Genomic DNA, 24243 nt, shown 5'->3' with positions numbered 1-24243 from the left:
CGTGCGTCGCAGGGTTGCGCCGGGGTGCGAGTGCCTCCCGCGCGGGGCGTCAGTGCGCGATGACGACGCCCAGGTTGCGCGGGCCGTGCACGCCGTTGACGCGCACCAGCTCGATGTCGGAGGTGGCCGAGCCGCCGGCGATCCAGGTGGTCGGGCGCGTCGGGTGCTGCCCGAGCACGTCCACCGCCTGCGGGACCGTCGGCATGATCATCTCCCGCTCCAGGACCACCACGTGCTTGTCCGGCACCAGCGTGATGGCGCGCCGCCCCTGGTCGGGCTCGCCGTCCAGGCAGATCGTGCCCGACAGGGAGATCCCCACGCGCGAGCAGGTCAGCACCGCGTCGATCTGGTCGAGCTCCAGGGTCGGGATCGGCTCCTCCCGCGAGTCCTCGCGCACCGTGCGCCCGCCGCGCGCGGCCGCCTCCTTGTAGGCCTGCGGCAGCCCGGCGGGGACGACGACGCTCGTGGCCGCCCCGAGCAGCTCATCGATGGCGTCCAGGACGGCGGCGTCCTTGGGCGCCAACACCACCTTGGCGGAGTAGTCCTCGAGCTTCTCGACCATGTCCGCCACCACCGGCTCGGAGCCGGGGGCGTCGGCGCCCACCCGGATGTAGTTGCGGGGGATATCCCGCACGGGCCGGCCCTGCTGGGAGCGGGAGATGGCCTCGCGGGCGCGGGCGAGAATTGCGGTCTTGGCATCCATCAGCGGTTCTCCTCGGGGGTGGACTGTGCGGCGGCGTCGGCAACCGTACGGGCGGGGGTGACGCCGTCCGGGTGAGTGCGCTTCCACCAGTGCCGCAGCGACTCCTTGGGAGCCACGGGCAGGTCGCGTGAGCGCGTCCACAGCGAGGCGGGGAACGGCAGGGCGCCGATCCGCCCGTCCTTCCCGAGCAGGCGCGTGGCCTTGACCCCCTCGGTGGCGGCCAGCCAGGCCTTGCCGTTGGACATGATCGGCGCGGTGGCATTCATGGCCACGTCCCACATGTCCGGCACCAGGCGGCGCTTGACGTCCACGCTGCGGGCGCGCAGGTGGATGAGGATGGTGGGAATGTTGATCTTGACCGGGCACACCTCCGCGCAGGCCCCGCACAGGGAGGAGGCGAAGGGCAGGGTGTGGACCGGATCGTCGTCGTCGAGCCCCTGCGTGAGCTGGGGGGTGAGGATCGAGCCGATCGGGCCGGGGTATACCGAGCCGTAGGCATGGCCGCCGGTGTGCTGGTAGACCGGGCAGATGTTCATGCACGAGCCGCAGCGGATGCAGGCCAGTGCCTGCCTGCCGATCGGGTCGGCGAGCACCTTGGTGCGGCCGTTGTCCATGAGGATGAGGTGGAACTCCTGGGGGCCGTCACCGGGGGTGACGCCCGTCCACATGGAGGTGTAGGGGTTCATGCGCTCGCCGGTGGCGGAGCGGGGCAGCAGCTGGGTGAAGATCTCCGCGTCCTGGTAGCGGGGGACCAGCTTCTCGATGCCCATGAGGGTGATCAGCGTGTCCGGCAGGGTCAGGCACATGCGCCCGTTGCCCTCGGACTCGAAGATCGAGACCGTGCCCGTCTCCGCGATGCCCATATTGGTGCCGGAGACGGCCACCTTGGCGTGGAGGAACTTCCGGCGCAGGTGCGCGCGTGCGGCGCCGGCGAGCTCCTCGGGCTTGTCCGACAGGTCCTCGGGGGCGTCGCCCATGCGATCCAGGAAGATGCCGCGCACCTCGGAGCGGTTGCGGTGGATCGCCGGGACCACGATGTGGGAGGGCATGTCGTCGGCCAGCTGGACGATCATCTCCGCCAGGTCGGTCTCGTGGGCGGTGATGCCCTCGTCCGCCAGGTACTCGTTGAGGTTGGTCTCCTGGGTGGCCATGGACTTGACCTTGACGACGTCGTCGACGCCCTTGGACTTGATGATGTCCGCGACTATCCGGTTGGCCTCGGCGGCGTCGCGGGCCCAGTGGACAATGCCGCCGTTGGCGGTCACATTCGCCTCGAACTGCTCCAGCAGCTCGGGCAGGCGGGAGGCCACCTCGAACTTGACGGCCTCGGCCGCCTCCCGCAGGTCCTCCCAGTCCGGCATCTCGTCGACGCGCAGCTGCCGCTTGTTGCGGATGGTGCGCGTGGCGTGGCCCAGGTTGCGGCGCATCTGGGTGTTGGCGAGGGTCTTGTGCGCGCCCTCGGGGAAGGTGTGGCCCCAGCGCAGCGTGTCCTGCGGGACTTCAACGTTGGTGCGCCAGCCGCCGGTGTGGGGCTGCTCGTCGGGGGATGCGGCCGGCATACCTAGAAATGTCTGGGTCATTACAGTCTCACCTGGTCCTTGCTGGGCTGGAAGGAGGCGTGGCCTTCGAAGGGGGTCTCCTTGGTGGAGGCGAGGATCTCCGCCAGGTGCATGACGCGCACGCCGGAGTTGACGCGGGACAGGGCCCCGCCGATGTTCATCAGGCAGGAGTAGTCGCCGGTGCACAGCACCTCGGCGCCGGTGGACATGACGTTGGCGGCCTTGTCCGCGACCATCGCCGTGGAGGTATCGGAGTTCTTGATGGAGAAGGTGCCGCCGAAGCCGCAGCAGACCTTCTCATCCGGCAACTCGATGAGGGTCAGTCCCTCGACGGCGCGCAGCAGCCGGTAGGGGCGGTCCCCGACGTGCGCCACCCGCATGGAGTGGCAGGTGGGGTGGTAGGTGACGGTGTGCGGGAAGTAGGCGCCCACGTCCTCCAGGCCGAGCACGTCGATGAGGAACTCGGAGATGTCGTAGGTGTACTCGCTCAGGGCGTCCACCCGCTTGACCAGGGCGGTGTCTCCCACGTGCTCGGCCACCAGCCGCTGCTCGTGCCGGGCGGCCCCCGCGCAGGATCCGGAGGGGACGACGACGGCGTCCCACTCCCCGTCCAGGACGGGCTCGAAGGTCTTGACGTGGTTCTCCACGATGGAGGCGGCCTGCTTGAAGTAGCCGGTGTTGGCGTGCATCTGGCCGCAGCAGGCCTGCCCCTGGGGGAAGACGACCTCGTGGCCGAGACGTTCGAGAATGGTGACGGTGGCCTGCGCGGCCTGGGGGAACATCGTGTCTGCCAGACACGTGGCGAATAGTGCTATGCGCACGGGATGGGGTCCTTTCCTCCACGACAGCTTTGGCGTAACCGTGACCAGATTAGGGCAGTGACCGGGGTCGCTCCACCGCCTGTATGGGGAACCTTGGTGATCGCTCGGGGAAGCCTGGTATCACGCCTGAAAGTGGGAACTGTGGGGGTTGCGGCGCGGCCGGTTCCGGCGATGCCACGGGTATGTCGGGGGTCGCATTGCGCAAGCCCGGCCTTCGGTTTTCCTCACCTGCGGCCAAGCCGGCGCCAAGGCGAAGCGGCGCAGGCGCGGGAGTCCTGGCGGGTGGCTGTGTTGACGCCCCGGTGGGATGGAGCCGACCGCTGTCGGTCGGCGGGATGGTGGTGGCCAATGGCGTGGCCGAGGCTCCTGGTCGCTGGACGTCGGGGACGCCGTTCTTTGCTACGCCGGATCGACCTCTACTACGCCGGTTAGCGGTTGATTGTATGCCTGTGAGGCCTTCAACCAACCGCTAACCGGCGTACCCAACACCGAAGTGGCGTAGTAGAGAGCGGGCTGCGGGAGATGGCGGCAGCAAATCCCGATGGTGTTCCCGGCTCTGTGCGGGTGAGCGCACCACCAGGCGGTTGACCGCCCAGACCGTACCGATTCGTGTCGTTGCTGTCACCTAGGCTGGAACAGCCTGCTTCGGCACCTACTCTCGGAACAGTCCAGTCCTTGGCCGAGAAGGTAGGAGCCAGGTAGGAGGTGGGGGCCGTGTCCGAGCCGAGAGGCCGACATGCCGAAGTCCGCAGGGGCAAGGGAGTGGCCCGGAAGCTGGGCGAACTGTTCCAATCACTGGCTCAAATGATCCGGGCCATCGGTGTCCTTGTGGATGCCCTCAGCAAGTGGTTCAGCTGAGCCGCTTGCGTCGGGGAGTCATCCGGGTCCCAGCCGGGTGGCTCCCCTCTGTTGTGCCGACTGGTGCGCCGGCATGGCAAGCGAGTAACGCCAGCGGCAGATCGAGTTCTGGCACTGAGCACGCGGGTCCGTCGTCGAGGACGTGCTGTGGCCCGCCAGGAGTTCGCCGGGTCGGCGGCCCCGGGAGCTGTCAGGAGTAGTGCCCGGTGCCGACCATGACGACGAGGTTGCAGTCGGTGGACAGTGCCAGCTCATCCACGGTGAACCGCTCCGAGCCGCCCACGAGGTCGGCGTTCTCAGTGTCAAGAATCCGGTTCGCGTCGGACTCCGGGACGGTGACGAAGGTGCATTCCTGGGGGACGTACTGGTGCAGGTCGGGGTGGATCGGCGGCAGCAGGTCGGGAGCGGTGGTCGCGGCGTCACCCAGCGCCCGGCTGGTGGCCTGGTCGACTTCGATGACGGCGTGGAACCAGTAGGGCCGGTCGGGCTCAGGCAGCCGGGACTCGTTCTTCTTGACCCTCTCCTGCATGACCAAGTGCGTGCCTGTGGCGCCCATGGCCGGCATGCGGCTGGTGACCGAGTCCAGGGAGGTCTGCACGGTCAGCGGATCGGGCACGTACTGCGTGAACTCGGCGAAACGCGCATCCTGCGTGCTGTCCGGCTGGGCGTCCCGACCCGGGAGGGGAGTAACCGAGCAGGCTGCAAGGAGCAGAGCCGTGCAGACGGCCAGTGCGCTGAGAAGCCCGCACCTCGGGAGTCGGGCGCATACCCGCCGGCCCGAGTACGACCGTGGGAGCCCGGATACGGCCCCCACCTCCCGAGGCCACCGCGAACGCGGAGTGGCTGGGGAGGAAGCGGCCGTATCCGACAAACGGCCCCCGGTCGAACTCTCCGGTGCCACCGTCAGGCCGGCATGTAGGCGCCCAGCCAGCCCTGGGAGGCGGCCAGCACCAGGCAGCACAGCACCAGCAGCAGGCCGATCGAGTAGGGGGCGGACTTCTTGAGGATCTCCGCGTCGGTGCCGGGGGCGTCCACGGCCGTGGTGACCACCGCCAGGTTCTGCGGGGAGACGATCTTGCCCAGGCCGCCGCCGATGGTGTTGGCGGCCAGCAGGATGCGCGGGTCCAGGTTCGCCTGCGCGGCGGCGGTCGCCTGCAGGTTGGCGAACAGCGCGCCGGCGCTGGTGGCCGAGCCCGCCACCGCCGTACCGATCCAGCCCAGTACGGGGGAGAGGAAGGCGAAGGCGGCGCCGGTGGTCGCCAGGGCGGCGCCGACGGCGGTGGTCTGGCCCGAGAAGTTCATGACGTAGGCCAGCGCCATCACGGAGGCGATGGTGAGGATCGACATGCGCAGCGTGAAGATCGTGCGCGGCAGCACCGCGAACATGGCGCCGATGGAGGTCTGGAAGCGTCCGCCCGAGGAGCGGGTGCCATAGACCACGCACACGATCACCGCCGTGAGCAGGATCCAGGTGCCCGGGTTGGACAGCGTCTGCAGGTTGTAGATGGCGGAGGTGGAGGCCTCGCCGTCGGCGGTGAGCAGGTCCCCGTAGACGCCCGGCCACGGGATCTTGACGTCGGTGCTCGACAGCACGGCGGACAGGTCCACGCCGAACTTCCACAGCTTGGTGATGGCGATGATGACGACGACCAGCACGTAGGGCAGCAGCGCCAGGACGACGCGCTCGCGGTCGGGCTTGTCCGCGCCGTCGATCTCCGAGTGGTACTCGTCGGGCGTGGTCGGCTTCCACACCAGCAGGAACAGGTAGCAGGCGGCGAAGGCGAGCAGGGCGCCCACCACGGAGGTCAGCTCGTAGGAGACGCCGGGGGTGACGAAGTGGCCGACGCCGGCCGCGATCCCCGCCACCAGGGCCAGCGGCCACAGCTGCCGGATGCCGCGGGCGCCGTCGAGGATGAACAGCAGCAGGAACGGCACCAGCACGCAGATGATCGAGGTCAGGTGACCCATGTTCTGGGCCACCGAGACCGGGTCCTCGCCGCCCAGGTTCCCGGCGGTGGTCGTCGGGATGGACATGGCGCCGAAGCCGACGTAAATGCCGTTGCCCACGATCGTGGCGATCGCCGCCTTGATCTTGGGCACGCCCAGGGTCACCAGCATGGCTGCGGTGATGGCCACCGGCGCGCCGAAGCCGGCCAGTCCCTCCAGCAGCCCGCAGAAGCAGAAGGCGACGATGAGGGCCTGGGCGCGCTGGTCGCCCTTGCCGATCGTGTTGAACACGGCCTTCAGGTCCTGGCTGCGCCCGGAGGTCTCGGTCAGGTTGTACAGCCAGACGGCCGCGATGATGATGTAGATGATCGGCACGAATCCCATGGCCAGGCCCTGGGTGGCCGACAGCGCCGTCATCCCCACCGGCATGTGGAAGGCCACGACGGCGATCACGGCCGAGAGCGCCAGGGAGATGATCGCGCACCAGTGGGTGGCGACCTTGAAGGCGCCCATGAGCACGAAGAACGCGATCAGCGGCAGCAGGCCGACGATCGCGGTGATGAAGACATTGCCGCCGACGGCGGTCGTTGAGGGGGTGAATGCCGTTGCGAGCAGTGGTGCGGTGAGTGTCATGGTGGGTTCCGGACGGGTCGGGGGCGTCGGTGTCGGGACCGCAGGGCGTCGGTTGCCGCGGCCGTGACGAGCGGATCATCTCATCTTTTCGGTCTCGACGTGTGAGGCTCGGCAGGCCTGTGTGGATTCCCCACCACTTCGGCGGCGGACCTGCCCCGGCATGGCATGGGGCCCGGCACCGTGGTGGTGCCGGGCCCCAATGCGCTACCGCCGAGGGGACGCTTCTGCGTCAGTCCGCCGCGGTGATCGCACGAGTCGCGTACGGACGACGTTCAGGCCGCCCGTGCGGCGCGGGCGGTCACTTGACGTCGTCGTCGACCCAGTCGAAGGTGCGGGTGACGGCCTTCTTCCACAGCCGGTAGGTGCGGTCGCGCTCGGCGGCGTCCATGGACGGCGTCCAGCGCTTGCCCTCCTGCCAGTTGGCGACGACGTCCTCGGTGCCGTTCCAGAAGCCCACCGCGATGCCGGCCGCGTAGGCCGCCCCCAGCGCGGTGGTCTCGGCCACCACCGGCTGGATGACGTCGACGCCGCACAGGTCCGCCTGGAACTGCATCACCAGGTCGTCGTTGGTCATGCCGCCGTCGACCTTGAGCTCCTTGAGCGGGACGCCGGTGTCGGCGTTGATCGCGTCAAGCAGCTCGGCGGACTGGAAGGCGGTGGACTCCTCCACGGCGCGGGCGATGTGGCCCTTGGTGGCGTAGCGGGTCAGGCCCACGATCACGCCACGGGCGTCGTCGCGCCAGTAGGGGGCGAACAGGCCGGAGAAGGCGGGCACGAAGTACACCCCGCCGTTGTCCTCGACCGTCTCGGCCAGCGCCTGGATGTCGCTCGACTTCTCGATCATGCCGAGGCTGTCGCGCAGCCACTGCACCAGGGAGCCCGCCACCGCGATCGATCCCTCCAGCGCGTAGACCGGCTTGGCGTCGCCGAGCTGGTACAGCACGGTGGTCAGCAGGCCGTTCTTGGAGAACACGGGCTCCTCACCGGTGTTCATGAGCATGAAGCAGCCGGTGCCGTAGGTGTTCTTCGCGGTGCCGACCTCGAAGCAGGCCTGGCCGAAGGTGGCCGCCTGCTGGTCGCCGAGGATGCCGGAGATCGGGGTGTCGATCAGCAGGCCGTTCTTGCGGCCGTAGCCGTAGATCTCCGAGGAGGAGCGGATGTCGGGGAGCATCGACATCGGGATGCCGAAGTCGGCGCAGATGTCCTCGCGCCACTGCAGGGTGCGCACGTCCATCAGCAGCGTGCGGGAGGCGTTGGTGACGTCGGTGACGTGCACGCCGCCGTTGACGCCGCCGGTCAGGTTCCACACCACCCAGGTGTCGGGGGTGCCGAACAGCAGGTCCCCGGCCTCGGCCTTCTCGCGGGCCCCGGGCACGTTGTCCAGGATCCACTTGACCTTCGTGGCCGAGGGGTAGGTGGAGATGTTCTCGCCGGTGATCTGCCGGTAGCGCTCGGTGCCCAGCGGGTCGCCGGCGGCGATCTCACGGACGATCGGGGCGGTGCGGGTGTCCTGCCAGACGATGGCGTTGTAGATCGGCTCGCCGGTGTTCTTGTCCCACACGATGGTGGTCTCGCGCTGGTTGGTGATGCCGACGGCGGCCAGCGAGTGGCGGTTGATCTCCGCCTTCTGCAGGGCCTCGGCGACGACGGCGCGCACCGACTCCCAGATCTCGACCGGGTCGTGCTCGACCCAGCCGGGGTTGGGGAAGATCTGGGTGAACTCCTTCTGGCCGATGGCGACGACCTCGCCGGAGTGGTTGAAGATGATCGCGCGGCTGGAGGTGGTGCCCTGGTCGATCGCCAGGACGAACTTCTCGGTCTCGGTTGTCTCAGTCATGGACGAGTCCTTTCACTTCACTTCGTTGTGATATGCGGGGCCGGCGTCAGAACAGTCCGGCCATGTTGGGGATCAGCAGGCCGGCGACGGTGCCGCCGATGAGCGGTCCGACCACGGGCACCCAGGAGTAGGCCCAGTCGGAGGAGCCCTTACCGGGAATGGGCAGGACGGCGTGCGCGATGCGCGGGCCGAGGTCACGGGCGGGGTTGATGGCGTAACCGGTGGGACCGCCCAGGGACAGGCCGATGGCGACGATCACGAAGGCCACGGCCAGGGGGCCGAGCTCGGAGGGGGACTTGCCGTTGTAGAGCACCCAGGCGACCAGCGCGAAGGTACCGATGGCCTCGGTGACGATGTTCCAGCCGTAGGCGCGGATGCCGGGACCGGTGGAGAAGCAGGCGAGCTTGGCGTCGGCGGGCGCCTCCTCGTCGAAGTGCTTCTTGTATGCCAGCCAGGCGGCCACGGCGCCGAGGAAGGCGCCGAGCATCTGGGCGATGATGTAGACGATGATGTTCGTCGCCGTCGCAGGGACGCCGGCGGCGAGGTCCTTGCCTGCAACCGCCAGACCGATGGTGACCGCCGGGTTCAGGTGACCGCCGGTCGCGTAAGCGGCGTAGACACCCATGAAGACCGCGAGTCCCCATCCGAAGGCGATGACGATCCAGCCGGAGGCCTGGGCCTTGGACTTGGGGAGGTTTACCGCGGCGCAGACGCCGGCTCCGAAGAGAATGAGGATGAAGGTCCCGAAGAACTCCGAGAGGAAGATCTGGGCGAGACTCATGGCCTGCTCACTTTCTGCACGACAGCGTGCTCGATGCGTAGGGCGAGCGGCATGTCGCCGTTCGCATTCCACGAAGGAACGGGTGAAGCCCTGGCTGCACCCGAACGAATCAAAAAGTACTCGAGGTCACACACGAATACGCAGTGCCGCGCCATTGTTGTTACGTGTTGCTGAGGCCAAGCTAAGTTCGGAAAGCGTTGTGGTTTCAGGTAAAGGTCCCGGTTCGGGCGTTTGTAGCAGGAAATAGGTGCGTCGCGCGGTGTTGCCTGTTGAACGTTTGCGCATTCCGCGTGCACGAGCTCTCTTTGGCGTGTAGTCATAAAGACGGTGGCGCCAAGAGCGCGCCGCAGGTGCAGGCAGGCCCGGGCATTCGCCCCGCCTCGACGGACGAGGAGGTCCCCCAGTGAGAGCCATGACTGCCGACGTGGTCGTCGTCGGCGGCGGCGCCACCGGCGTCGGTGTCGCCCGGGACGCGGCGATGCGCGGTATGAGCGTTGTGCTCCTGGAACGAGCCGATCTCGCCCAGGGCACCTCCGGACGCTTCCACGGGCTGGTGCACTCCGGCGGCCGCTACGTCGTCTCCGATCCCGGCTCGGCCCGCGAGTGCGCCGAGGAGAACACCATCATCTCCCGCATTCACGCCGACGCCATCGAGTGCACGGGGGGACTGTTCGTCGTCACCCCCGAGGACGACCTGGCCTTCTCCGACAAGTTCCTGGTCGGTGCGCAGCAGGCGGGCGTCGCCTGCGAGGAGCTCAGCCTGTCGGAGGCCCTGCGCATAGAGCCGCGCCTCAACCCCGGTATCAAGCGCGCCTTCGCCGTCAACGACGGCGCCGTCGACGGCTGGCAGATGGTCTGGGGAGCCGCCCGCTCGGCCCGGGCCTACGGCGCCGAGATCCTGACCTATCACGAGGTCACCGACCTGGTGGTAGAGGGCGAGGGGGCCGACCGGCGCGTCGTCGCCGTGCGCGCTCATGGCCTCAAGACCGGCGAGGACCTGACCATCTCATGCGCCATGGTCGTCAACGCGGCCGGCCCCTGGGGCGGCCGGCTCGCCGCCATGGCCGGCTCCGAGGCCGTTGAGATCGTCGCCGGCGCGGGCATCATGGTGGCCGTCAACCACCGCCTGGTGAACCACGTCATCAACCGCTGCGTCCAGCCCTCCGACGGAGACATCATCGTCCCCGACCACACCGTCTCCATCATCGGCACCACCGACCGACGCGTGCCCGACCCCGACCACCTGCTCATCCCCCGCGAGGAAGTCGCCCAGATGCTCGACGCCGGCGAGGTGCTCATCCCCGGCTTCAGGCAGACCCGCACCGTGCACGCCTGGGCCGGCGCCCGCCCCCTGGTGCGCGACAAGCGCGTGTCCGGAACCGACACCCGGCACATGAGCCGCGGCATGACCGTGCTGCGGCACAGCGAGGCCGAGGGGCTGGCCGGGCTGATCACCGTGGCCGGCGGCAAGCTCACCACCTACCGACTCATGGCCAAGAACACCGTCGACGCCGTCTGCGCCGAGCTCGGTGTCGATAGGCCCTGCACCACCGACGCCGAGGCCGTCCCCGGCTCCGAGCACGGCCGCAACTACCGCGTCACCCACCGCCTGGCGGCGCGCGAGCAGGACCGGCTGGAGAACCAGACGATATGCGAGTGCGAGCTGGTGACCCGCAAGATGCTCACCGACCTGATGGATGAGCAGCCCGACGCGTCCTTCGACGACCTGCGCCGCCAGCTGCGCATCGGCATGGGCCCGTGCCAGGGCGGCTTCTGCGCCGCCCGCGTCGCCGGCGTGCACGTGTGCCAGGGGCGTGCCGACGCCGCCGACGCCACCGAGCTGCTGCGCACCTTCCTGCGGCACCGCTGGATCGGGCTGTGGTCGATCCTGCACGGCGAACAGGTCCGCGAGGCGGCGCTGGACTTCTGGATGCTGCAGGGAACCCTCGACGTCGAGGACCTTCCCACTGCCGCGCGCCCCGCCGCCGCGGCCACGCCCATCGCGGACGCCGAGGACGGCGAGGAGCTGCCTGAGGAGATGGCTGCGGCCATGGCGGCCCTGGCCGCCCCGCCCCGGCTCGACCCCGACGCCGCAGCCCTGGCGGGTGCTTCCCGCGCCGCCACCGACCAGAAACAGGAGGTCCGCGCATGAGCAGCGACGTCGTCGTCATCGGTGCCGGAATATCGGGGTACGCCGCCGCCCTGCGGCTGCGCCGGGCCGGCGCCACCGTCACCCTGGTCACCAAGGGCATGGGCTCCCTCGCCCTGTCCCCGGGCACGGTCGACGTGCTCGGGCGTCTCGGGGGCGCCGCCGGCCCCGCCGGGCCGGGCGCCGGAACCACCGCGGAGGAGCGGTCCGCGCGCCGCGCCGTCACTCGCCCCTATGCCGCCATCGCCGCAGCCGACCTGCTGCCCGAGGGGCACCCCTACCGCGTGATCGGTCGGCGCGCCACGGCCGCCGGCGTGGACCGCTTCGCCGCCCTGGTCGGCCCCGAGCTGCTCACCGCGCGGCCGGACACGGCCGCGGGCGCAGCCGGGGGTGACGACTCGGCGGCGGGCCCGGCGAACCTGTGGCTGCCCACCGCAGTGGGGGCCGTGCGCCCCACACTGCTGGTCCAGCCCTCCATGCAGGCCGCTGTGCTGCGCGACGGCGGCCGCTACCTGGTCGTCGGCCTGGCCCGGCTCAAGGACTTCACCGCGGGCATGGTCGCCGGGAACCTGAGCCGCAGCGAGCTGCCGGACGGCGGGCGTGTGCAGGCGCGCGCCCTGACGGTCGACTTCGAGGCGCGCGCCGGCGAGAGCGACACCAACGCCGTCGGACACGCCCGCGCCCTGGACGACCCCGCCGGAATCGACCGGCTGGCGCGCCTGCTGGAGGGCAAGGTGCGTGACGGCGAGACCGTACTGCTGCCCGCCGTGCTCGGCCTGGACCGCCCCGGCGTCTTCCAGGAGCTCGCCGAGCGCCTGGGCGCCCCCGTCGGCGAGATCCCCCTGGTGCCGCCGTCGGTGCCCGGGCTGCGGCTGGAGCACCGGCTGGACCGGCTCGCCTCCGCCGAGCGCGTGCGCGTGGTCATGGGCGCGCGCGTCGTCGACAGCCGCGTGGAGCGCGGCCGCCTGGTGTCGGTCACCACCGCCGCCGCCGGACGGCCCCGCGAGCACCGCGCCGCGACCTTCGTGCTGGCCGCGGGCGGCTTCGAGTCCGGGGCCCTGAACATGGACTCCCACGGGCGGGTCACCGACACGGTCCTCGGCCTGCCGCTCGCGGGCGTAACCGCAGACGGCGCCGAGAATCTGCGCCGCCTGATCCACCACGACTACTGGGGAGCGCCGCAGGGGCTGTTCCGCGTCGGCGTGGCGGTCGATGCGCAGATGCGGCCGCTCGGAGCCGACGGCGAGCCTGCCCTGGTCGGTGTCCATGCCGTCGGCGGCGTCCTGGCGGGCGCCGTCCGCTGGAGCGAGAAGTCCGGGGAGGGTATCGCCCTCGGGTCGGCCGAGGCCGCCGGCGACGCCGTACTGGCCGAGCTCGGCTGCGCCGTCCCCCCGGAGCAGAGCACCGCAGCCGGTAGATCCACGGGGGCCGCCGGGCCCGACAAGAGCAAGGAGCAGGACTGATGTTCGACGTCGACACCCTGGCCCAGCGCTGGGACCTGCCGCTGCCCGGCAAGGGCGGGGCGCGGGTGAGGAGCGGCGCCGCCGCCGTCGAGACCGCCGCCCACTCGCTGGCCCGCGCCAGCCTGGACTGCTGCGTCAAGTGCACCATCTGCGAGACGATGTGCCCGGTCATGGAGGTCACCGAGCTGTTCCCCGGGCCGAAGTTCGTCGGCCCGCAGGCCGAACGCTTCCGCAACGGGGAGAGCGTCGACCACTCCATCGACTACTGCTCCTCCTGCGGCACCTGCACGCGGGTGTGCCCGCAGGGCGTTAAGGTCGCCGAGCTGAACAACCAGGCCCGCGCCGTCATGCGCGCCCAGCACGGCCAGGTGCCCGTGCGCGACCGGCTGATCACCCAGACCACCCTGATGGGCAAGGTGATGACCCCGATTGCGCCGCTGGCCAATGCCGCCCTGGCCAACAAGCCGGTTCGGGTGCTCATGGAGAAGACGGTCGGGGTGCACCGCGACGCGCCCATGCCGCACGCCCAGCCGATGTCGCTGGCCGAGTGGCTCAGGCGTCGCGCCAAGCGTGCGCACACGCTGGTTCCGGCCGGCTCGCGCGGCCCGATCGTGTTCTTCCACGGCTGTGCCGGCGGGTACTTCGAGGTGGAGACCTCCAAGCGCGCCATCGAGGTGCTCGAGCACATCGGTTATGAGGTGATCGTCCCCAAGCAGGGCTGCTGCGGCCTGGCCGCCCAGTCCAACGGGCTGTACGGGCAGGCCTCCGCCAGCGTGGTGCGGCTGTGCGAGCAGCTGGTCGCCGCCGGGAAGGACCTGACCATCGTGTCCTCCTCCGGCTCCTGCGCGGGCATGCTCAAGCACGAGGCTCACGAGATCATGGGGGTGGACGCCGAGGCGCTCGCCGATGTCTCCCCGCGCACCGTGGAGTTGTCGGAGTTCCTGCGCGACCTCGACGACGCCGGCGAGTTGCCCCACCACTTCCGCCGCATTGAGGCCACCGTCGCCTACCACGCCCCCTGCCAGCTCAAGGGGCAGAACATGGGTATGCCGGCGATCGAGCTCATGGAGCTGGTGCCGGGCTTCCACGTGGTCGAGTCCGGCCGGGCCTGCTGCGGCATCGCCGGCACCTATGGGCTGAAGCGGGAGAAGTACGAGGTCGCCCAGGCGGTCGGCAAGCCCCTGTTCGACGTCGTGCGCGAGGTCAACCCGAACCTGGCCGTGTGCGACACCGAGACCTGCCGCTGGCAGATCGAGCAGTCCAGCGGTGTGAAGACGGTGCACCCGATCTGGGTGCTGCACGCCGCCTACGGGCTGTCCCGCCTGGCCGGCATCGAGCCCAAGCCGGAGCGCCGCCCCTGACCATCGGCGTCGAGCACCCTCCCCGAACCGGGTGGGTTGGACGCCGGGCCGCGGAGAGGTGTGTTATGCGTAAGCGCACTAACAAGCGCCTTGATAGTGTTGTCATCGTCCCGTAAGAGGGCGTCGCTATTGGCTCCACTGACCCCGTGCGATAATGAGCAACGATTGTGCACGAACGTGCAGGTCGTCGTGCGACGGGGGAGAGTGGATGACGGAGGAGACCGGCGGCACGGTTCCGCTCGGCCGGTGCTACGAGGCGGCCTCTATGTACTACGTGCAGGGGGAGACCATGGACGTGATCGCCCGCCACCTGGGCGTATCGCGCTCCACGGTCTCCCGGCTGCTGGCCAGGGCGCGCGCCGACGGCATCGTCCGCATCACCCTGACCGCTCCCGGGGGAGCCGGCACCCTGGAGGCGGCACTGCACGACACCTTCAACGTCTCCGCGCGGATCGTGCCGGTGCGTGAGGGCACCACGGAGATTCACCGCCTGGAGCAGGTTGCGGCCGTCGCTGCCGAGGAGCTGGTGACGCTCGCCCCGGAGAACGGGGTGCTGGGGACTGCCTGGGGCACCACCATGTCGGAGGTTTCCGCCGCCTTGCCTCGGCGGCGCGTGCCGGGGCTGACAGTCGTGCAGCTTAACGGCGCCACCGCCCCCGAGGGGGACGGCCCGAACGTGGGGGAGGTGCTGGGCGATTTCGCCGAGCGACTCGGCGCGCGCGCCGTCGCCTTCCCAGTGCCGGCATTCTTCGACCATGCCGCCACCCGCGAGGCCATGTGGTCCGAGCGCTCAGTGCGGCGCATCCTGGCGCTAGCGGATCGTGCCAGCGCGGCCGTGTTCGGCGTCGGCTCCCTGGATCCGGCGGCGGCCCTGCCCAGCCAGGTCTACAGCGGAGGACACCTGACCGAGAAGGATCGTGAATTGCTGCGGCGCGACGGCGTCGTCGGTGACGTGTGCACGGTGATGCTGCGCCAGGACGGCACCTGGCGTGATGTTGCCCTCAATGGGCGGGCAACCGGTCCGACCCCTGCGCAGCTGTCCCGGATTCCACGCAGACTGTGCGTAGTGGCGGGTGTCGGCAAGGCGCGCGCCCTGCTGGCGGCGCTGCGTGCGCGCGTGGCCACCGACCTGGTGGTCGACGACGCGACCGCGCGCGCGGTGCTGGCGCTGGCCGCACGGAAGGAGAAGCGCGATTATGGGCAGCATGTGCAACACGGGCAGTACCGCCAGCGCTGAGCCGGACGCCTTGGTCGGCGTGGCGGGCGAGGACGCCGTCGGCGAGGCGCCGTCCTCCGGGCGGACGTCGGCGCCGGTTGCCGTCTCCACCACCGACGACGCCGCTCACCTGCCCGACCGCTTCCAGGACGCCGCCTGGCGCACCGTGCTGCGGCCGGCACGCCCCGCCGACGCCCGCGCCATTGCCGAACTCGTGCGCCCCTATGCGGAGCGGCGCATCCTGATCGGCAAGGACCTGATCAACTACTTCGAGGACATCCAGGAGTTCACGGTCGCGGAGGGCGCCGGGAGGCTCGACGGCGCCGATCAGTCCGGGCTGATCGGCTGCGGCGCCCTGCACGTCATGTGGGACGACATCGCCGAGGTGCGCACCCTGGCGGTGCGCCGCGACTACCTGCATCACGGCGTGGGCCACGCGATCCTGAGCAACCTGCTCGACCGCGCCCGCACGCTGGGGCTGCGGCGGGTGTTCTGCCTGACCTTCGAGGTGGACTTCTTCGCCGCCCACGGCTTCCGTGAGATTCAGGGCACGCCCGTGGGCACCGACATCTTCGTGGAGATGCTGCGCAGCCATGACGACGGCGTCGCCGAGTTCCTAGACCTGGCCCGCGCCAAGCCCAACACCCTGGGCAATACCCGCATGCTGCTGGAGCTGGACGACTGAGAGCGGCCGGGGATCACCAGGTGTCGGATTCCCGTGTCCACTCCGGAGTGGTGATGGTCTCCCGCGAACCTGCATGTGCGGCTGGGCCCGGGTCGCCGATGTACTCCTCCTGCACCTCGTCCTCCAGCAATGGGATGTCATAGGTGCCGTGGGGACGCCGACGGTTGCGCGACTGGCCCGCGCCGCGCGCGCCGGCCGGGGCGCCCATGACGGGACGCCCGGCTGCACCTTGCGCGCCGGATCCAGCTGCTCCGCTGCCCTGTGCGGAGGTGCCGCCCGCGGTGGTGGTCGCCATTCCGGTGCTGCCGTTGACCCCAAGTGCTGCTGTGGACCCGGCGGTGGCGACACCGTTCAGCCCGGGTACGGCGGCGGCTGAGGCTGCGCTCAATCCGCGTACAGCGGCGGCAGCGGCGGCGGCAGCCGCGGTGGTTCCTGCCGCCCCGATGACGAGTCCTGCGTTGCCGGAAGCTCCGGATCGGGACTGGTCTGAGGAGCCGAGCGGCACCAGTCGGCCATTCTCAACCGTGTAGCGCCCCGTCGCGAAGGCGGTACCCTTCGGCAAGTCGGCGCCGTTGACGCTACTGGTGAAGCGGTCCACCTGGGTGACGGAGTAGCCCGTGTGGGGGCGTGCGACCAGACGCGACACCGACGTCACGGCTGCGGTGCCGATCGCCGTCGTGCCGGTGCCGAACGTCGCAAGGGGAACCGTGGCCCCCGAACCGTAAGCGGCCGCGGCGGCTCCTACGGCGCCCCCGCCGCCGGAGCCGGCGCCACCTGCGCCGTTGGAGCCCGCTCCCGAGCCGGAGCCGCCTCCTGCGCCGGGGCTGGCAGAATTGGAGCCCGGCAGCTCATCCAGTGGTGTCTGGTCCACCTGTCGGTTCGGGTCGAAGGCGGGTCGCGACAGGTCGATTTCTCGCAACGCGTCTGTGGATGCGGTCAGGGTCTCGTCCATGGGAGCGAGGGCCTCGGCGGCCTGCCGCTCACGCCGGTTCTCAACGGCGACCGTATCCTCGCTCATGTTGTCCGTGGTGAAGTCGGCGAGCTCGTCGTACTTGGGCTTGGCGGTGCGCATGGAATCACGGGCAGTGGTGCGCGCGGACTTGATGAGGGCCACCGCCGCGTGCCACTTGCGCACCTCTGCCTGGAGCTGGGCGAGCGCGCCGTTTACGGCGAGTTGGGTCTCGCCCTCGAAGGCGGGGCTGGCGGCGATGGTGCGGATGGTGTCATCGCAGGAGACCAGGTCGGACTGGATACCGGCGAGAGTGGCATCATCCACGTAGTCGTCAAGGTCGAGATCGTGGATCTTCTTCAGCTCGGCGGAGTTGGTTCCCATACTGCGTGTCCTTCGGCGTCCCTCTGAGTCTTCTTCGTCTTCACCAGGCGTATGCCCGCATCTGGCGGTGCAGTCCGCGGGGGCTACTCTGCGGTGGCGCGGGGACCACCGGCGGGCAGGCCTCTGGGTTTTGACGTATCGGGGATCTCGGCCCGGTTGCGACTCCAGTTCTTCAGGGTCTGAACGGCGTCTTCCTTGCTCTGCTCGTCCTGCTCGGTGAAGGCGGTGACGGCGGCGTCGTAGTCCTGCTTGAGGGTGTCCAGGTCCTTACGTGTGGAGGCGATGCAGGCCTGGAGCTGATCGAGCACAGAGGTGTAGGCGCGCATGCAGATGTAGGCCTCGCTGTGGGTGGACCACGTGGTGGACGACTGGTTGGCGGTGACGGAGCCGACGCTGGATGCCGCGGGTGAGGCGTAGTCGTCGGAGGCGGCGGCCATCTTGGAGGAGTTGCTCGTCGCGGTGTCGTAGTCGACGGAGAATCTGCCGGACACTGTGTCTCCAACTGTTCGCAGGGGCGGGTGGCAAGTCTGTAGTGGTTAGGTTGTTTATGACTCACCGTAGCCGGTGAGGGCATGGATCTGAACGCCTGAAGGTGGGGAGTGCTCCCCACCCGGCGCGCCGACGCAGAAGCGTCGGACGCGAGGGGGCTGAGCACCTCCACGTTACGAACACGCTACGCCAGTCGTGTCCGGACTGTCACCACAAGGTGGGTGTGAAAGGCAGTGATGTTTGCCTCGCCGTCGCGTGATTGCGCGGTTTCCGTCGAGTAGTCCCAGCCGTTACCATGATCATCCCGTGACAAGGAGGGTTGAGATGACGCAGCCGACGCCGGGCCATGGTCAGGGCCAGGAGATGCAGGGACAGGGCTACGGCCTGAGCCCGGGCGCGCAGGGCTACGACCAGTACGGTCGGCCCGGCAGGCGCGGAGCCCCTGACCGCGGTTCGCAGGGCTACGGGCAGGTACCCGGGAACGGTCAGTATGGACACGCCCCCGCGCAGTCCGGTTACGGCTACGTGCAGCCGGGTGCCCCACCGGGCCAGGGGGCGAGGACGCCGTCGGCCGGGCAGCCGTATCCCGCGGGTTTCCAGCATCCGGGAATGGCGGGCGCGGAGCAGCCCCTGAAGGTTGAGCTGAAGCCCATTCCGCTTTCGCAGGAGCGGCTCGTGCTCAAGCCGAGCCTCACGGCCACCGGCGGTGTCGGCTTCTGGCTGGTGGCGGGCTTCGGCGTCGCCTGCCTGTACAGCGCCGGGTGGTACTTGGTGAATGAGCCGGAGAGGGTCGGCTACATGCTGGTGGCGCTGCTCACGGGCCTGGTGATGCTGGCGCTGGTCGTCCTCATGCGGCGCAGTCGCACGGTAATGGATGCGACCGGGATTCACCTGCAGGTGTACGGGCGCACACGCGACTTCCCGTGGCCGACGTCGCGCACCAGCCTGTTCGCCCGCCTCACGTTCGGGAAGGTCGTCAAGAGCGCGGATGCCTGCATGGTGATGCCGGACGGGCAGGCGGTGGCGCTCATGGGGCTGACCTGGATGGGGGCATGGCCTCCGTCGCTGGAGGCGAAGGCGGTGGCCCAGTGCTCGCGTATTTGGGACTGGGCGGTGGCGCGTGGTTACACGCAGGAGACGGGTGAGTACATTCCGCTGTCGGGTATCACCTGGCAGGCGCAGCAGGTGGTGCGTGAGAGTCAGGAGCGGCGCTTCGGGCTGCGGTGATCGACTGCTGCTACGAGCCGGGCAGCATGTGCGGGTTCGGCTTGGCAGTCGGCTGGTCAACCCGTCAAAGCGGCACTCCGGCATGTGCTGGACTGTCGCTCATGCGATTGGTGCGGCGAAGCGGGCGCAGTAGGCGGGGTCGACCGGGGGTGTTTGTCCCTGGGCGTTGGTGATGGTGGTGGCTACGGCGCGCATGAGCCGGGCGACGGCGTCGTTGGTGAGTTGGCTGGCCCACTGTTGGTCGTCGGTGGGCATTAGCTGCTCAACCAGTTCGACGGTGTGCCCGGCGACCTGGAGGAAGCGGCCGGTGTACAAGACGGTACCCGGCAGGAGCGCGACCTCCTGGGCCTGGGGAACGGCCGACACCGGCCCCACATCCCTTCCGGTATGTACGACAAAGACGGCGATGCCGGGGCTGGTCATTCCCGCGGTGGCTACCACGAGGTCACGGCTGGTGGCGGTGATGCCCCGGGGCACTACCACTCCTGGCTGGGTGCCGGAGGGGCTGGTGATGCCCCGGAAGGTGACCGCCCCGGTGGGCGGCAGCTCGCGCAGTCCCGCGACGGCGCGCTCGAAGCGCTCCTCGGGCGTGAGCTGATCGGGAACGGGCTGGTCGGGTGTCGTCATTGGCCAGTTTCCTCCTGGTTATGGGACTCGTCGTGTTTGTGTTCCTGGGCCTTCCGGTAGGAGCGCTCGGCTTTGTGGCCCAGTGCTTGTCGGAAGTGTTCACGGTTTGGTGCGGGCTTGATCCATGGTTGGGGCCGGTACGGCAGGATAGGGTCTCCATCACTCCACCAGGGGCCGAATATGGCGTGGTCGGTGGCGACCTGGGCGGCGACGGTCTCGGCGGATGGGGGGATGGATACTGGGCTGCCCGGGTCGTTGGGGATGGCGGGCAGCGGTGTCAGGGTCACGGGCAGCCACAGTGTCGGAATGCTGAGCTCGGTGGAGTTCAGGTCGGTGGGCCAGGGGACGCCGTCGGTGCGGGCTGCCGCCCATGCCTGCCCGTAGTACTCCAGCACCAACGTGGTCTGGCCTTCAGGAGCGTCAGTATGGAACAGTCCCACGATCCAGGCATCCTGCTCCTGACGGTTAAGCCTGTCATACCACTGGTTGACGTCGGGCTCTGGCTGGTCGGCGTCGAGCCGGATGCTGGTCAGAAAGCCCCGTCGCAACCGGAAGCTGCAGGTGGGCGGGAGCATCTTCAGCCCCGTCGGGTCATCCGCCCAGCGGGGTCTTTTCGGCGGGACCTGGCGTGCACGGGTCCTGCCGCGCTCGTCCTCGGTGACCGTGTAATGCAACTGTGCGTGGCGCAGCCGGTTGCGGCGAAGATTCTCCGCGTCGCGTTCAAAGAACTCGTCTTTGGTTATACAGTCGTAGTCGATGGTGCCGTCCTCAGGGCGGATGGGGTACCAGCGTCGGTCCCAGTACTGGTCCTCAAGATCGTCAGGGATCTGCCCCAGCCCCAGGCGCGTGGCCTCCTCCTGATCAATACGCAAACGGTGTTGCACGACGCCTGGGCGGAGGTCACGGATATCGCCGGTGAACGGACGACGCACTCCGTCGTCGCCAATCAAATCAAACATGGCTGTGCGGCTCTCCCGGTTTGAGGGCGCAGCGGTTCCTGCGCGGGGTTGCGATGTGTGGTCGTATTTAGGTGCGAGGTGGCGTTGTCGTTGTCGGGCTGGGTGGCGGTGGGACGTCGCCGATGCCGTGTGTATCGCTCGGGCACGTCCGTATTCCCGGACGTTGCCGATTCTGGGCTTCCTAATCTCAATCAGTGATATAGGTCGACGCCCACAAAACGGCTGCGGTCAGTCGCCGCGCTCCTGCTCGCGCTTGCGGCGGTAGTTCTCGCGGCGACGAGCGTTGCGCTGCTGGCGCTTGAGCTCGGCCTCGTAGCCCTTGCGCAGCCAGTCCGGGATGAACTCATCGTCACGCGGATACAGATCCAGCTCAATCCAACACTCCCGCGATCCCGGGGGGCCACCACCAGGTTCGTCGAAGATCGGCTCGCGCATCCAGTCGCTCTCCTGATGCAATACCCCGTCGGAGGCATTCATCCACAGTTGGCACCACGTCCACGCACCACGAGCAGGCGTAGCCTGCGCTTGCCGAAGATCACCCTGAGGTGAGCTCAACTCCCACGGGATCCTCACCCACTCCTTGACACCGTTACGCATGAGCCAGGCGATGTCACGCTGCACGCGGCCGATCCCTATGGTTTCGATTGTGGCGCTGTCCGCGCCGGTGTCAGCGAGCCAAACCTGAAACTGCCGCTCAACGCGCTGCCACAACTCGTCTGCATCTACATGTCTCATAGTGTCAACTCTCCTCGATGTCTACATCATGCTGTTGGGGGTTTCTATTATCGAATCGTTGAGACCGCGGCATTCCGCTGCCGTCCGTCCATTCAGCCCTGTACTTGGTTGGTACTCTGTCTGTGGGGTTGACGTCGCTTAGGCGGTTGACGGAGTCGGCGTTGGCTGGCGGGCCGTCGTACTCGATGCGGATGTCGATGTCCCTGTAGTTGCCGGGGCTGCCGGCGATCTGGTCCTCGAACCTCTTGTAGCTCCTCGGGTAGGTGCCGTTGATTCCGCGGTTGAGGTCCTTGTGCATGGGAGCCTCGTTGATGTCCTCGGGCGGGCCTCCGTTCTTCGAGGCGATGGTGTGTCCGCCATCGTAGGTGTGCTCGGCGATTCCGTCCCCGTAATGCCCGATCCGCTCCTGAACGGACTGAGACCGATAGCGCAGGCCGTCTTCCACCACATCCAAGCGGTCCACCTGGACGCGCACGGTACGGCCCCAGTCATCGGTGGTGTAGTGGAACTTGCCGTCCACCGTATAGGTGGCGTTCGGCAACGGATCCATCAGGTCCGGGTTCAACGGGGAACCATCATGGTGCCACCACGTCTGGCGCAGAGCCGCGGACTCGGTCTCCACGTGCACGATCTCGCCATGCTCGTTGGTGTAGAACTTGCCGCGTTCGGCCACGTCGTAGCAGGTGTTCGGTTGCAGGTCGACGCCGTCGCCGAAGGGCTTGGTCGTCTTAGGCGCCAAGGGGCTGTCGGCGCCAACCGTGACGTTGTGCTTGATGTCGGGCCGGTGCTCCTGGTTAAAGGCATCCTGATCCGGGTCATAGTGCTGCTTGCCGTCCCCGGCGTCAGGCGAGTCCTTCGCATCTGGAGAATCAGCATCCGAGGTCGATTCGCCATCACGGGTGCGGTGAGAGTCGGCGTCCCCGTCGTCGTTCGAGTGCCTGGATGTGGAGTCGCCGTCTGGCCCGTCCTTGTGGCTGGTGGCCGGGTCGGGTGCGTCGTCGGTCTTGTTGTGTGGGGTTGTGCTGTCAGCCGCCGCGGTAGTCGAGTGGGAGCTGTTGTCTTCTGGGTCCCTGCGAGCAGACACGGATTCGGGCTCCTGTCCCTTGGGGTGCTCGGGGTCCGGCGACTCCGGATCCTTGGGTCGCTGGTCGGGAGCCTGTTTGCCGTGCTCATCAGGTTGATGCCGCTCTGGGTTATGGTCGGCAGGCCGGTTGCTGTCCGGGTCGGCGTCAGCGCCGGAGCGGCCGTGAGTGTCCGCGTCGGAGTCTGACCGGCCGTGGGTGTCGGTATCGGAGCCGTTGCGGCTGGTGGGCTCAGGCTCACCATCACGGTTGGCCTTGCCATCACCGGTGTCGCTGGCGCGTTCGGCGTCGGACCGGTCGCCCTCAAGGACGTGCTCGGAGCGCGGGCTGTTGGCGTCCGGGGCGTCTGCATCGGGACTGCTGGTGCGCGAGGAGTGCGGGCCGGCGCTGTCGCCCGTGGGTGCGGGCTGGCCCGGGCGCTCGGAGCGACCGGTGTCCTGGCCGGACTCGGAGGACCGGCCGGAGCCATCACGGCCACCGGCGTCCTGGTCGGCCTCCGGTCTGGACCCGTCGCGAGCACTGCTGTCAGGGCGGTCGGCATCGGCCCGGGCGGGCTTGGCGTCCGGGGCGTCGGTGGTCTCGTGCGCCGGTCGGGAGGCGTTCGTACCGGTGCCGTCGTCGGCGTGGGTGCCGCTCGCGGAGCCCGCATCGCCGCCCTCGGCCGGGACGCTGCCACTGCCGGCCCGGCTGGTGCCAGCGTCAGAGCCGCCGCCGTCGGTCCGGGCGGTGCTCGCATCCGGGGTGCTGGTGCGACTGCCGTCCGAGCCACTGCGCGCATGCGGGGAGTCAGCGGTAGTACCGGTGTTGGCGTGCGCGGCACTGTGGGCCGAAGAAGGTGCGCGGGTATCGCCGTGGATCGGGTCGATGCCGTGATAGCTGGTACCGGACCCGCCGGAGGCCGATGACCCGCCGGGGGCGGCGCCGGCGCCACCGGGACCGACATCACCCTCTCCGGCAACACCACCGGGGAGGACGGAGCTGACACGGCCGCCCCAGAACCGGCCGACGAGCCCGTGGCGCCATCATCCGGGAACGATCCGGCACCCGCCGACCTGGCGCTTATCGCTAGTAGATAGCTGTCAGCTCCTCTACAACACCGGACGACTTGGGGCGGTCACTCATCCTCATCTTCCTCCGTGGCCTCCCACTCCAACAACTCAGCCTCAGCCGCAGCAGCATAATTAGCAGCAGGAGAATCAATGTTTACATCAAGAACACTGCCGAGCACGCCGATGTTCAGTGACGAGCGGTTTGGTAAAGTCCATGTCACAGCATCTACAATGCCGTTCCGAACCTTGGTCCGCTCCACCTTTCCCTTCCCGTAAATGTGCGACAGCAGTCTGACATACTCATCGTATGTCTCGCGAGCCAGCGGTGCGGTGGAATGGTCAAATGTGCTGGGTGCAAATGATGCAAGAAACATATGGAAAGAGTCGAGTTTGTTCTTGATGATTGTGATTGATGCGTCCTTGGGTCTGCCGGAGCCGAGGTTGGTGGTGACCAGTGTTTCCTTTCTCGGTGAGGGTGTCCATCCGAGTTCGTCGCGTAGGGCGAGCGCCTGCTGGGCGGTCATGGGCCAGTCGTGTTCGAGCCACTTGCGTATGACAGGTACTCCGACCTGTGGTGGGACGACCCGGTAGACGGTGCCGTCGGGCAGTCGGCGCTCGTAGGTGGGGTCTGTGTGTTGGTTGCCGGTGCTGTCGGTCATCGTGTCCTCCTGACTGGTGCGGGGTCGTGATCGTTGGCCTGTTCGTGTACATGGTAGGCGGGGTGTGTGA

General features: G+C 68.7%; 20 protein-coding genes. 6 read left to right on the top strand and 14 right to left on the bottom strand.

Features of this window, described 5'->3' with window-relative positions; genetic code table 11:
- Window positions 1–49 precede the first annotated feature (49 nt).
- The 7 genes from BLR49_RS05420 to BLR49_RS05390 form a co-directional block, all read right to left on the bottom strand.
- The gene (locus BLR49_RS05420) at window positions 50–703 is read right to left on the bottom strand and encodes a LutC/YkgG family protein (RefSeq protein WP_092534636.1); all 654 of its coding nucleotides are present in this window, start codon (window positions 701–703) and stop codon (window positions 50–52) included.
- Complete coding sequence (locus BLR49_RS05415) at window positions 703–2283, bottom strand: LutB/LldF family L-lactate oxidation iron-sulfur protein (RefSeq protein WP_092534633.1); 1581 nt, start codon at window positions 2281–2283, stop codon at window positions 703–705. The genes BLR49_RS05420 and BLR49_RS05415 overlap by 1 nt, the downstream gene beginning before the upstream one ends.
- Window positions 2283–3083, bottom strand: coding sequence for a (Fe-S)-binding protein (locus tag BLR49_RS05410; RefSeq protein WP_092534630.1), 801 nt, complete (start codon window positions 3081–3083; stop codon window positions 2283–2285). Before BLR49_RS05410 ends, BLR49_RS05415 begins: the two co-directional genes overlap by 1 nt.
- A 1048-nt stretch (window positions 3084–4131) precedes the next feature.
- Entirely contained in the window at window positions 4132–4557 is a 426-nt protein-coding gene (locus BLR49_RS05405; protein ID WP_092534627.1) for a hypothetical protein, read from the bottom strand.
- Window positions 4558–4844: 287 nt separating this feature from the next.
- The gene (locus BLR49_RS05400) at window positions 4845–6521 is read right to left on the bottom strand and encodes an L-lactate permease (RefSeq protein ID WP_092534624.1); all 1677 of its coding nucleotides are present in this window, start codon (window positions 6519–6521) and stop codon (window positions 4845–4847) included.
- A gap of 298 nt (window positions 6522–6819) precedes the next feature.
- A complete protein-coding gene (gene glpK / locus BLR49_RS05395) occupies window positions 6820–8358 on the bottom strand; it encodes a glycerol kinase GlpK (RefSeq protein WP_092534621.1) in 1539 nt (512 codons plus the stop codon).
- Between the two features lie 46 nt (window positions 8359–8404).
- On the bottom strand, window positions 8405–9139 hold the full coding sequence (locus tag BLR49_RS05390) for an MIP/aquaporin family protein (RefSeq protein ID WP_092534618.1): 735 nt from the start codon (window positions 9137–9139) through the stop codon (window positions 8405–8407).
- A 403-nt stretch (window positions 9140–9542) separates the two neighbouring features.
- Between BLR49_RS05390 and glpA the strand changes: the two genes are divergently transcribed.
- From glpA to BLR49_RS05365, 5 genes are all read left to right on the top strand, one after another.
- Window positions 9543–11291: an anaerobic glycerol-3-phosphate dehydrogenase subunit GlpA gene (gene glpA / locus BLR49_RS05385; RefSeq protein ID WP_092534615.1), complete on the top strand. Its 1749-nt coding sequence runs from the start codon at window positions 9543–9545 to the stop codon at window positions 11289–11291.
- Complete coding sequence (gene glpB / locus BLR49_RS05380; RefSeq protein ID WP_092534612.1) at window positions 11288–12751, top strand: glycerol-3-phosphate dehydrogenase subunit GlpB; 1464 nt, start codon at window positions 11288–11290, stop codon at window positions 12749–12751. Before glpA ends, glpB begins: the two co-directional genes overlap by 4 nt.
- Window positions 12751–14112 carry an anaerobic glycerol-3-phosphate dehydrogenase subunit C gene (locus BLR49_RS05375; protein WP_092534609.1) on the top strand — a complete coding sequence of 454 codons (1362 nt, stop codon included), beginning with the start codon at window positions 12751–12753 and terminating at the stop codon, window positions 14110–14112. Before glpB ends, BLR49_RS05375 begins: the two co-directional genes overlap by 1 nt.
- A 208-nt stretch (window positions 14113–14320) precedes the next feature.
- Window positions 14321–15349, top strand: coding sequence for a sugar-binding transcriptional regulator (locus BLR49_RS05370; protein WP_092534606.1), 1029 nt, complete (start codon window positions 14321–14323; stop codon window positions 15347–15349).
- Window positions 15309–16013, top strand: coding sequence for an amino-acid N-acetyltransferase (locus BLR49_RS05365; protein WP_245690480.1), 705 nt, complete (start codon window positions 15309–15311; stop codon window positions 16011–16013). Before BLR49_RS05370 ends, BLR49_RS05365 begins: the two co-directional genes overlap by 41 nt.
- Before the next feature lie 13 nt (window positions 16014–16026).
- Here the strand turns inward: BLR49_RS05365 and BLR49_RS13245 are convergent, their stop codons facing one another.
- Window positions 16027–17346 (bottom strand): hypothetical protein, encoded by a 1320-nt coding sequence (locus BLR49_RS13245; protein ID WP_176765790.1) that lies wholly within the window; start codon window positions 17344–17346, stop codon window positions 16027–16029.
- Between the two features lie 83 nt (window positions 17347–17429).
- Window positions 17430–17837: a hypothetical protein gene (locus tag BLR49_RS05350; RefSeq protein WP_092534597.1), complete on the bottom strand. Its 408-nt coding sequence runs from the start codon at window positions 17835–17837 to the stop codon at window positions 17430–17432.
- Window positions 17838–18159: 322 nt separating this feature from the next.
- On the opposite strand from BLR49_RS05350, the gene BLR49_RS05345 reads away from it, so the two are divergent.
- The gene (locus BLR49_RS05345) at window positions 18160–19062 is read left to right on the top strand and encodes a hypothetical protein (RefSeq protein ID WP_245690478.1); all 903 of its coding nucleotides are present in this window, start codon (window positions 18160–18162) and stop codon (window positions 19060–19062) included.
- A gap of 99 nt (window positions 19063–19161) precedes the next feature.
- On the opposite strand, the gene BLR49_RS05340 is transcribed toward BLR49_RS05345, so the two are convergent.
- The 5 genes from BLR49_RS05340 to BLR49_RS13000 all read right to left on the bottom strand — a co-directional run bounded on the left by BLR49_RS05340 (window position 19162) and on the right by BLR49_RS13000 (window position 24173).
- The gene (locus tag BLR49_RS05340) at window positions 19162–19689 is read right to left on the bottom strand and encodes a hypothetical protein (protein ID WP_092534594.1); all 528 of its coding nucleotides are present in this window, start codon (window positions 19687–19689) and stop codon (window positions 19162–19164) included.
- The gene (locus BLR49_RS05335; protein WP_092534591.1) at window positions 19686–20648 is read right to left on the bottom strand and encodes a hypothetical protein; all 963 of its coding nucleotides are present in this window, start codon (window positions 20646–20648) and stop codon (window positions 19686–19688) included. Before BLR49_RS05335 ends, BLR49_RS05340 begins: the two co-directional genes overlap by 4 nt.
- Window positions 20649–20876: 228 nt before the next feature.
- Window positions 20877–21383 (bottom strand): hypothetical protein, encoded by a 507-nt coding sequence (locus BLR49_RS13005; RefSeq protein WP_143013710.1) that lies wholly within the window; start codon window positions 21381–21383, stop codon window positions 20877–20879.
- Between the two features lie 4 nt (window positions 21384–21387).
- Window positions 21388–22467, bottom strand: coding sequence for a DNA/RNA non-specific endonuclease (locus tag BLR49_RS05325; protein ID WP_092534585.1), 1080 nt, complete (start codon window positions 22465–22467; stop codon window positions 21388–21390).
- 1112 nt (window positions 22468–23579) lie between these two features.
- Window positions 23580–24173 (bottom strand): DUF6301 family protein, encoded by a 594-nt coding sequence (locus tag BLR49_RS13000; protein WP_143013709.1) that lies wholly within the window; start codon window positions 24171–24173, stop codon window positions 23580–23582.
- Window positions 24174–24243: the final 70 nt, after the last annotated feature.

The organism is Actinomyces ruminicola (assembly GCF_900103885.1).
GTDB lineage: Bacteria > Actinomycetota > Actinomycetes > Actinomycetales > Actinomycetaceae > Actinomyces > Actinomyces ruminicola.
The sequence above is the reverse complement of the archived record's forward strand: the minus strand, read 5'-3'. Positions and strand labels throughout refer to the sequence as shown.

Bases quoted from the DNA above. Each gene is read 5' to 3' on its own strand.
- BLR49_RS05400 (WP_092534624.1), bottom strand. From the start codon at position 6,521: ATGACACTCACCGCACCACTGCTCGCAACGGCATTCACCCCCTCAACG.
- glpK (WP_092534621.1), bottom strand. From the start codon at position 8,358: ATGACTGAGACAACCGAGACCGAGAAGTTCGTCCTGGCGATCGACCAG.
- BLR49_RS05415 (WP_092534633.1), bottom strand. From the start codon at position 2,283: ATGACCCAGACATTTCTAGGTATGCCGGCCGCATCCCCCGACGAGCAG.
- BLR49_RS05335 (WP_092534591.1), bottom strand. From the start codon at position 20,648: ATGTTTGATTTGATTGGCGACGACGGAGTGCGTCGTCCGTTCACCGGC.
- BLR49_RS05370 (WP_092534606.1), top strand. From the start codon at position 14,321: ATGACGGAGGAGACCGGCGGCACGGTTCCGCTCGGCCGGTGCTACGAG.
- BLR49_RS05420 (WP_092534636.1), bottom strand. From the start codon at position 703: ATGGATGCCAAGACCGCAATTCTCGCCCGCGCCCGCGAGGCCATCTCC.
- glpB (WP_092534612.1), top strand. From the start codon at position 11,288: ATGAGCAGCGACGTCGTCGTCATCGGTGCCGGAATATCGGGGTACGCC.
- BLR49_RS05345 (WP_245690478.1), top strand. From the start codon at position 18,160: ATGACGCAGCCGACGCCGGGCCATGGTCAGGGCCAGGAGATGCAGGGA.
- BLR49_RS05365 (WP_245690480.1), top strand. From the start codon at position 15,309: ATGGGCAGCATGTGCAACACGGGCAGTACCGCCAGCGCTGAGCCGGAC.
- BLR49_RS05340 (WP_092534594.1), bottom strand. From the start codon at position 19,689: ATGACGACACCCGACCAGCCCGTTCCCGATCAGCTCACGCCCGAGGAG.
- BLR49_RS13005 (WP_143013710.1), bottom strand. From the start codon at position 21,383: ATGAGACATGTAGATGCAGACGAGTTGTGGCAGCGCGTTGAGCGGCAG.
- BLR49_RS13245 (WP_176765790.1), bottom strand. From the start codon at position 17,346: ATGGGAACCAACTCCGCCGAGCTGAAGAAGATCCACGATCTCGACCTT.
- BLR49_RS13000 (WP_143013709.1), bottom strand. From the start codon at position 24,173: ATGACCGACAGCACCGGCAACCAACACACAGACCCCACCTACGAGCGC.
- BLR49_RS05390 (WP_092534618.1), bottom strand. From the start codon at position 9,139: ATGAGTCTCGCCCAGATCTTCCTCTCGGAGTTCTTCGGGACCTTCATC.
- BLR49_RS05375 (WP_092534609.1), top strand. From the start codon at position 12,751: ATGTTCGACGTCGACACCCTGGCCCAGCGCTGGGACCTGCCGCTGCCC.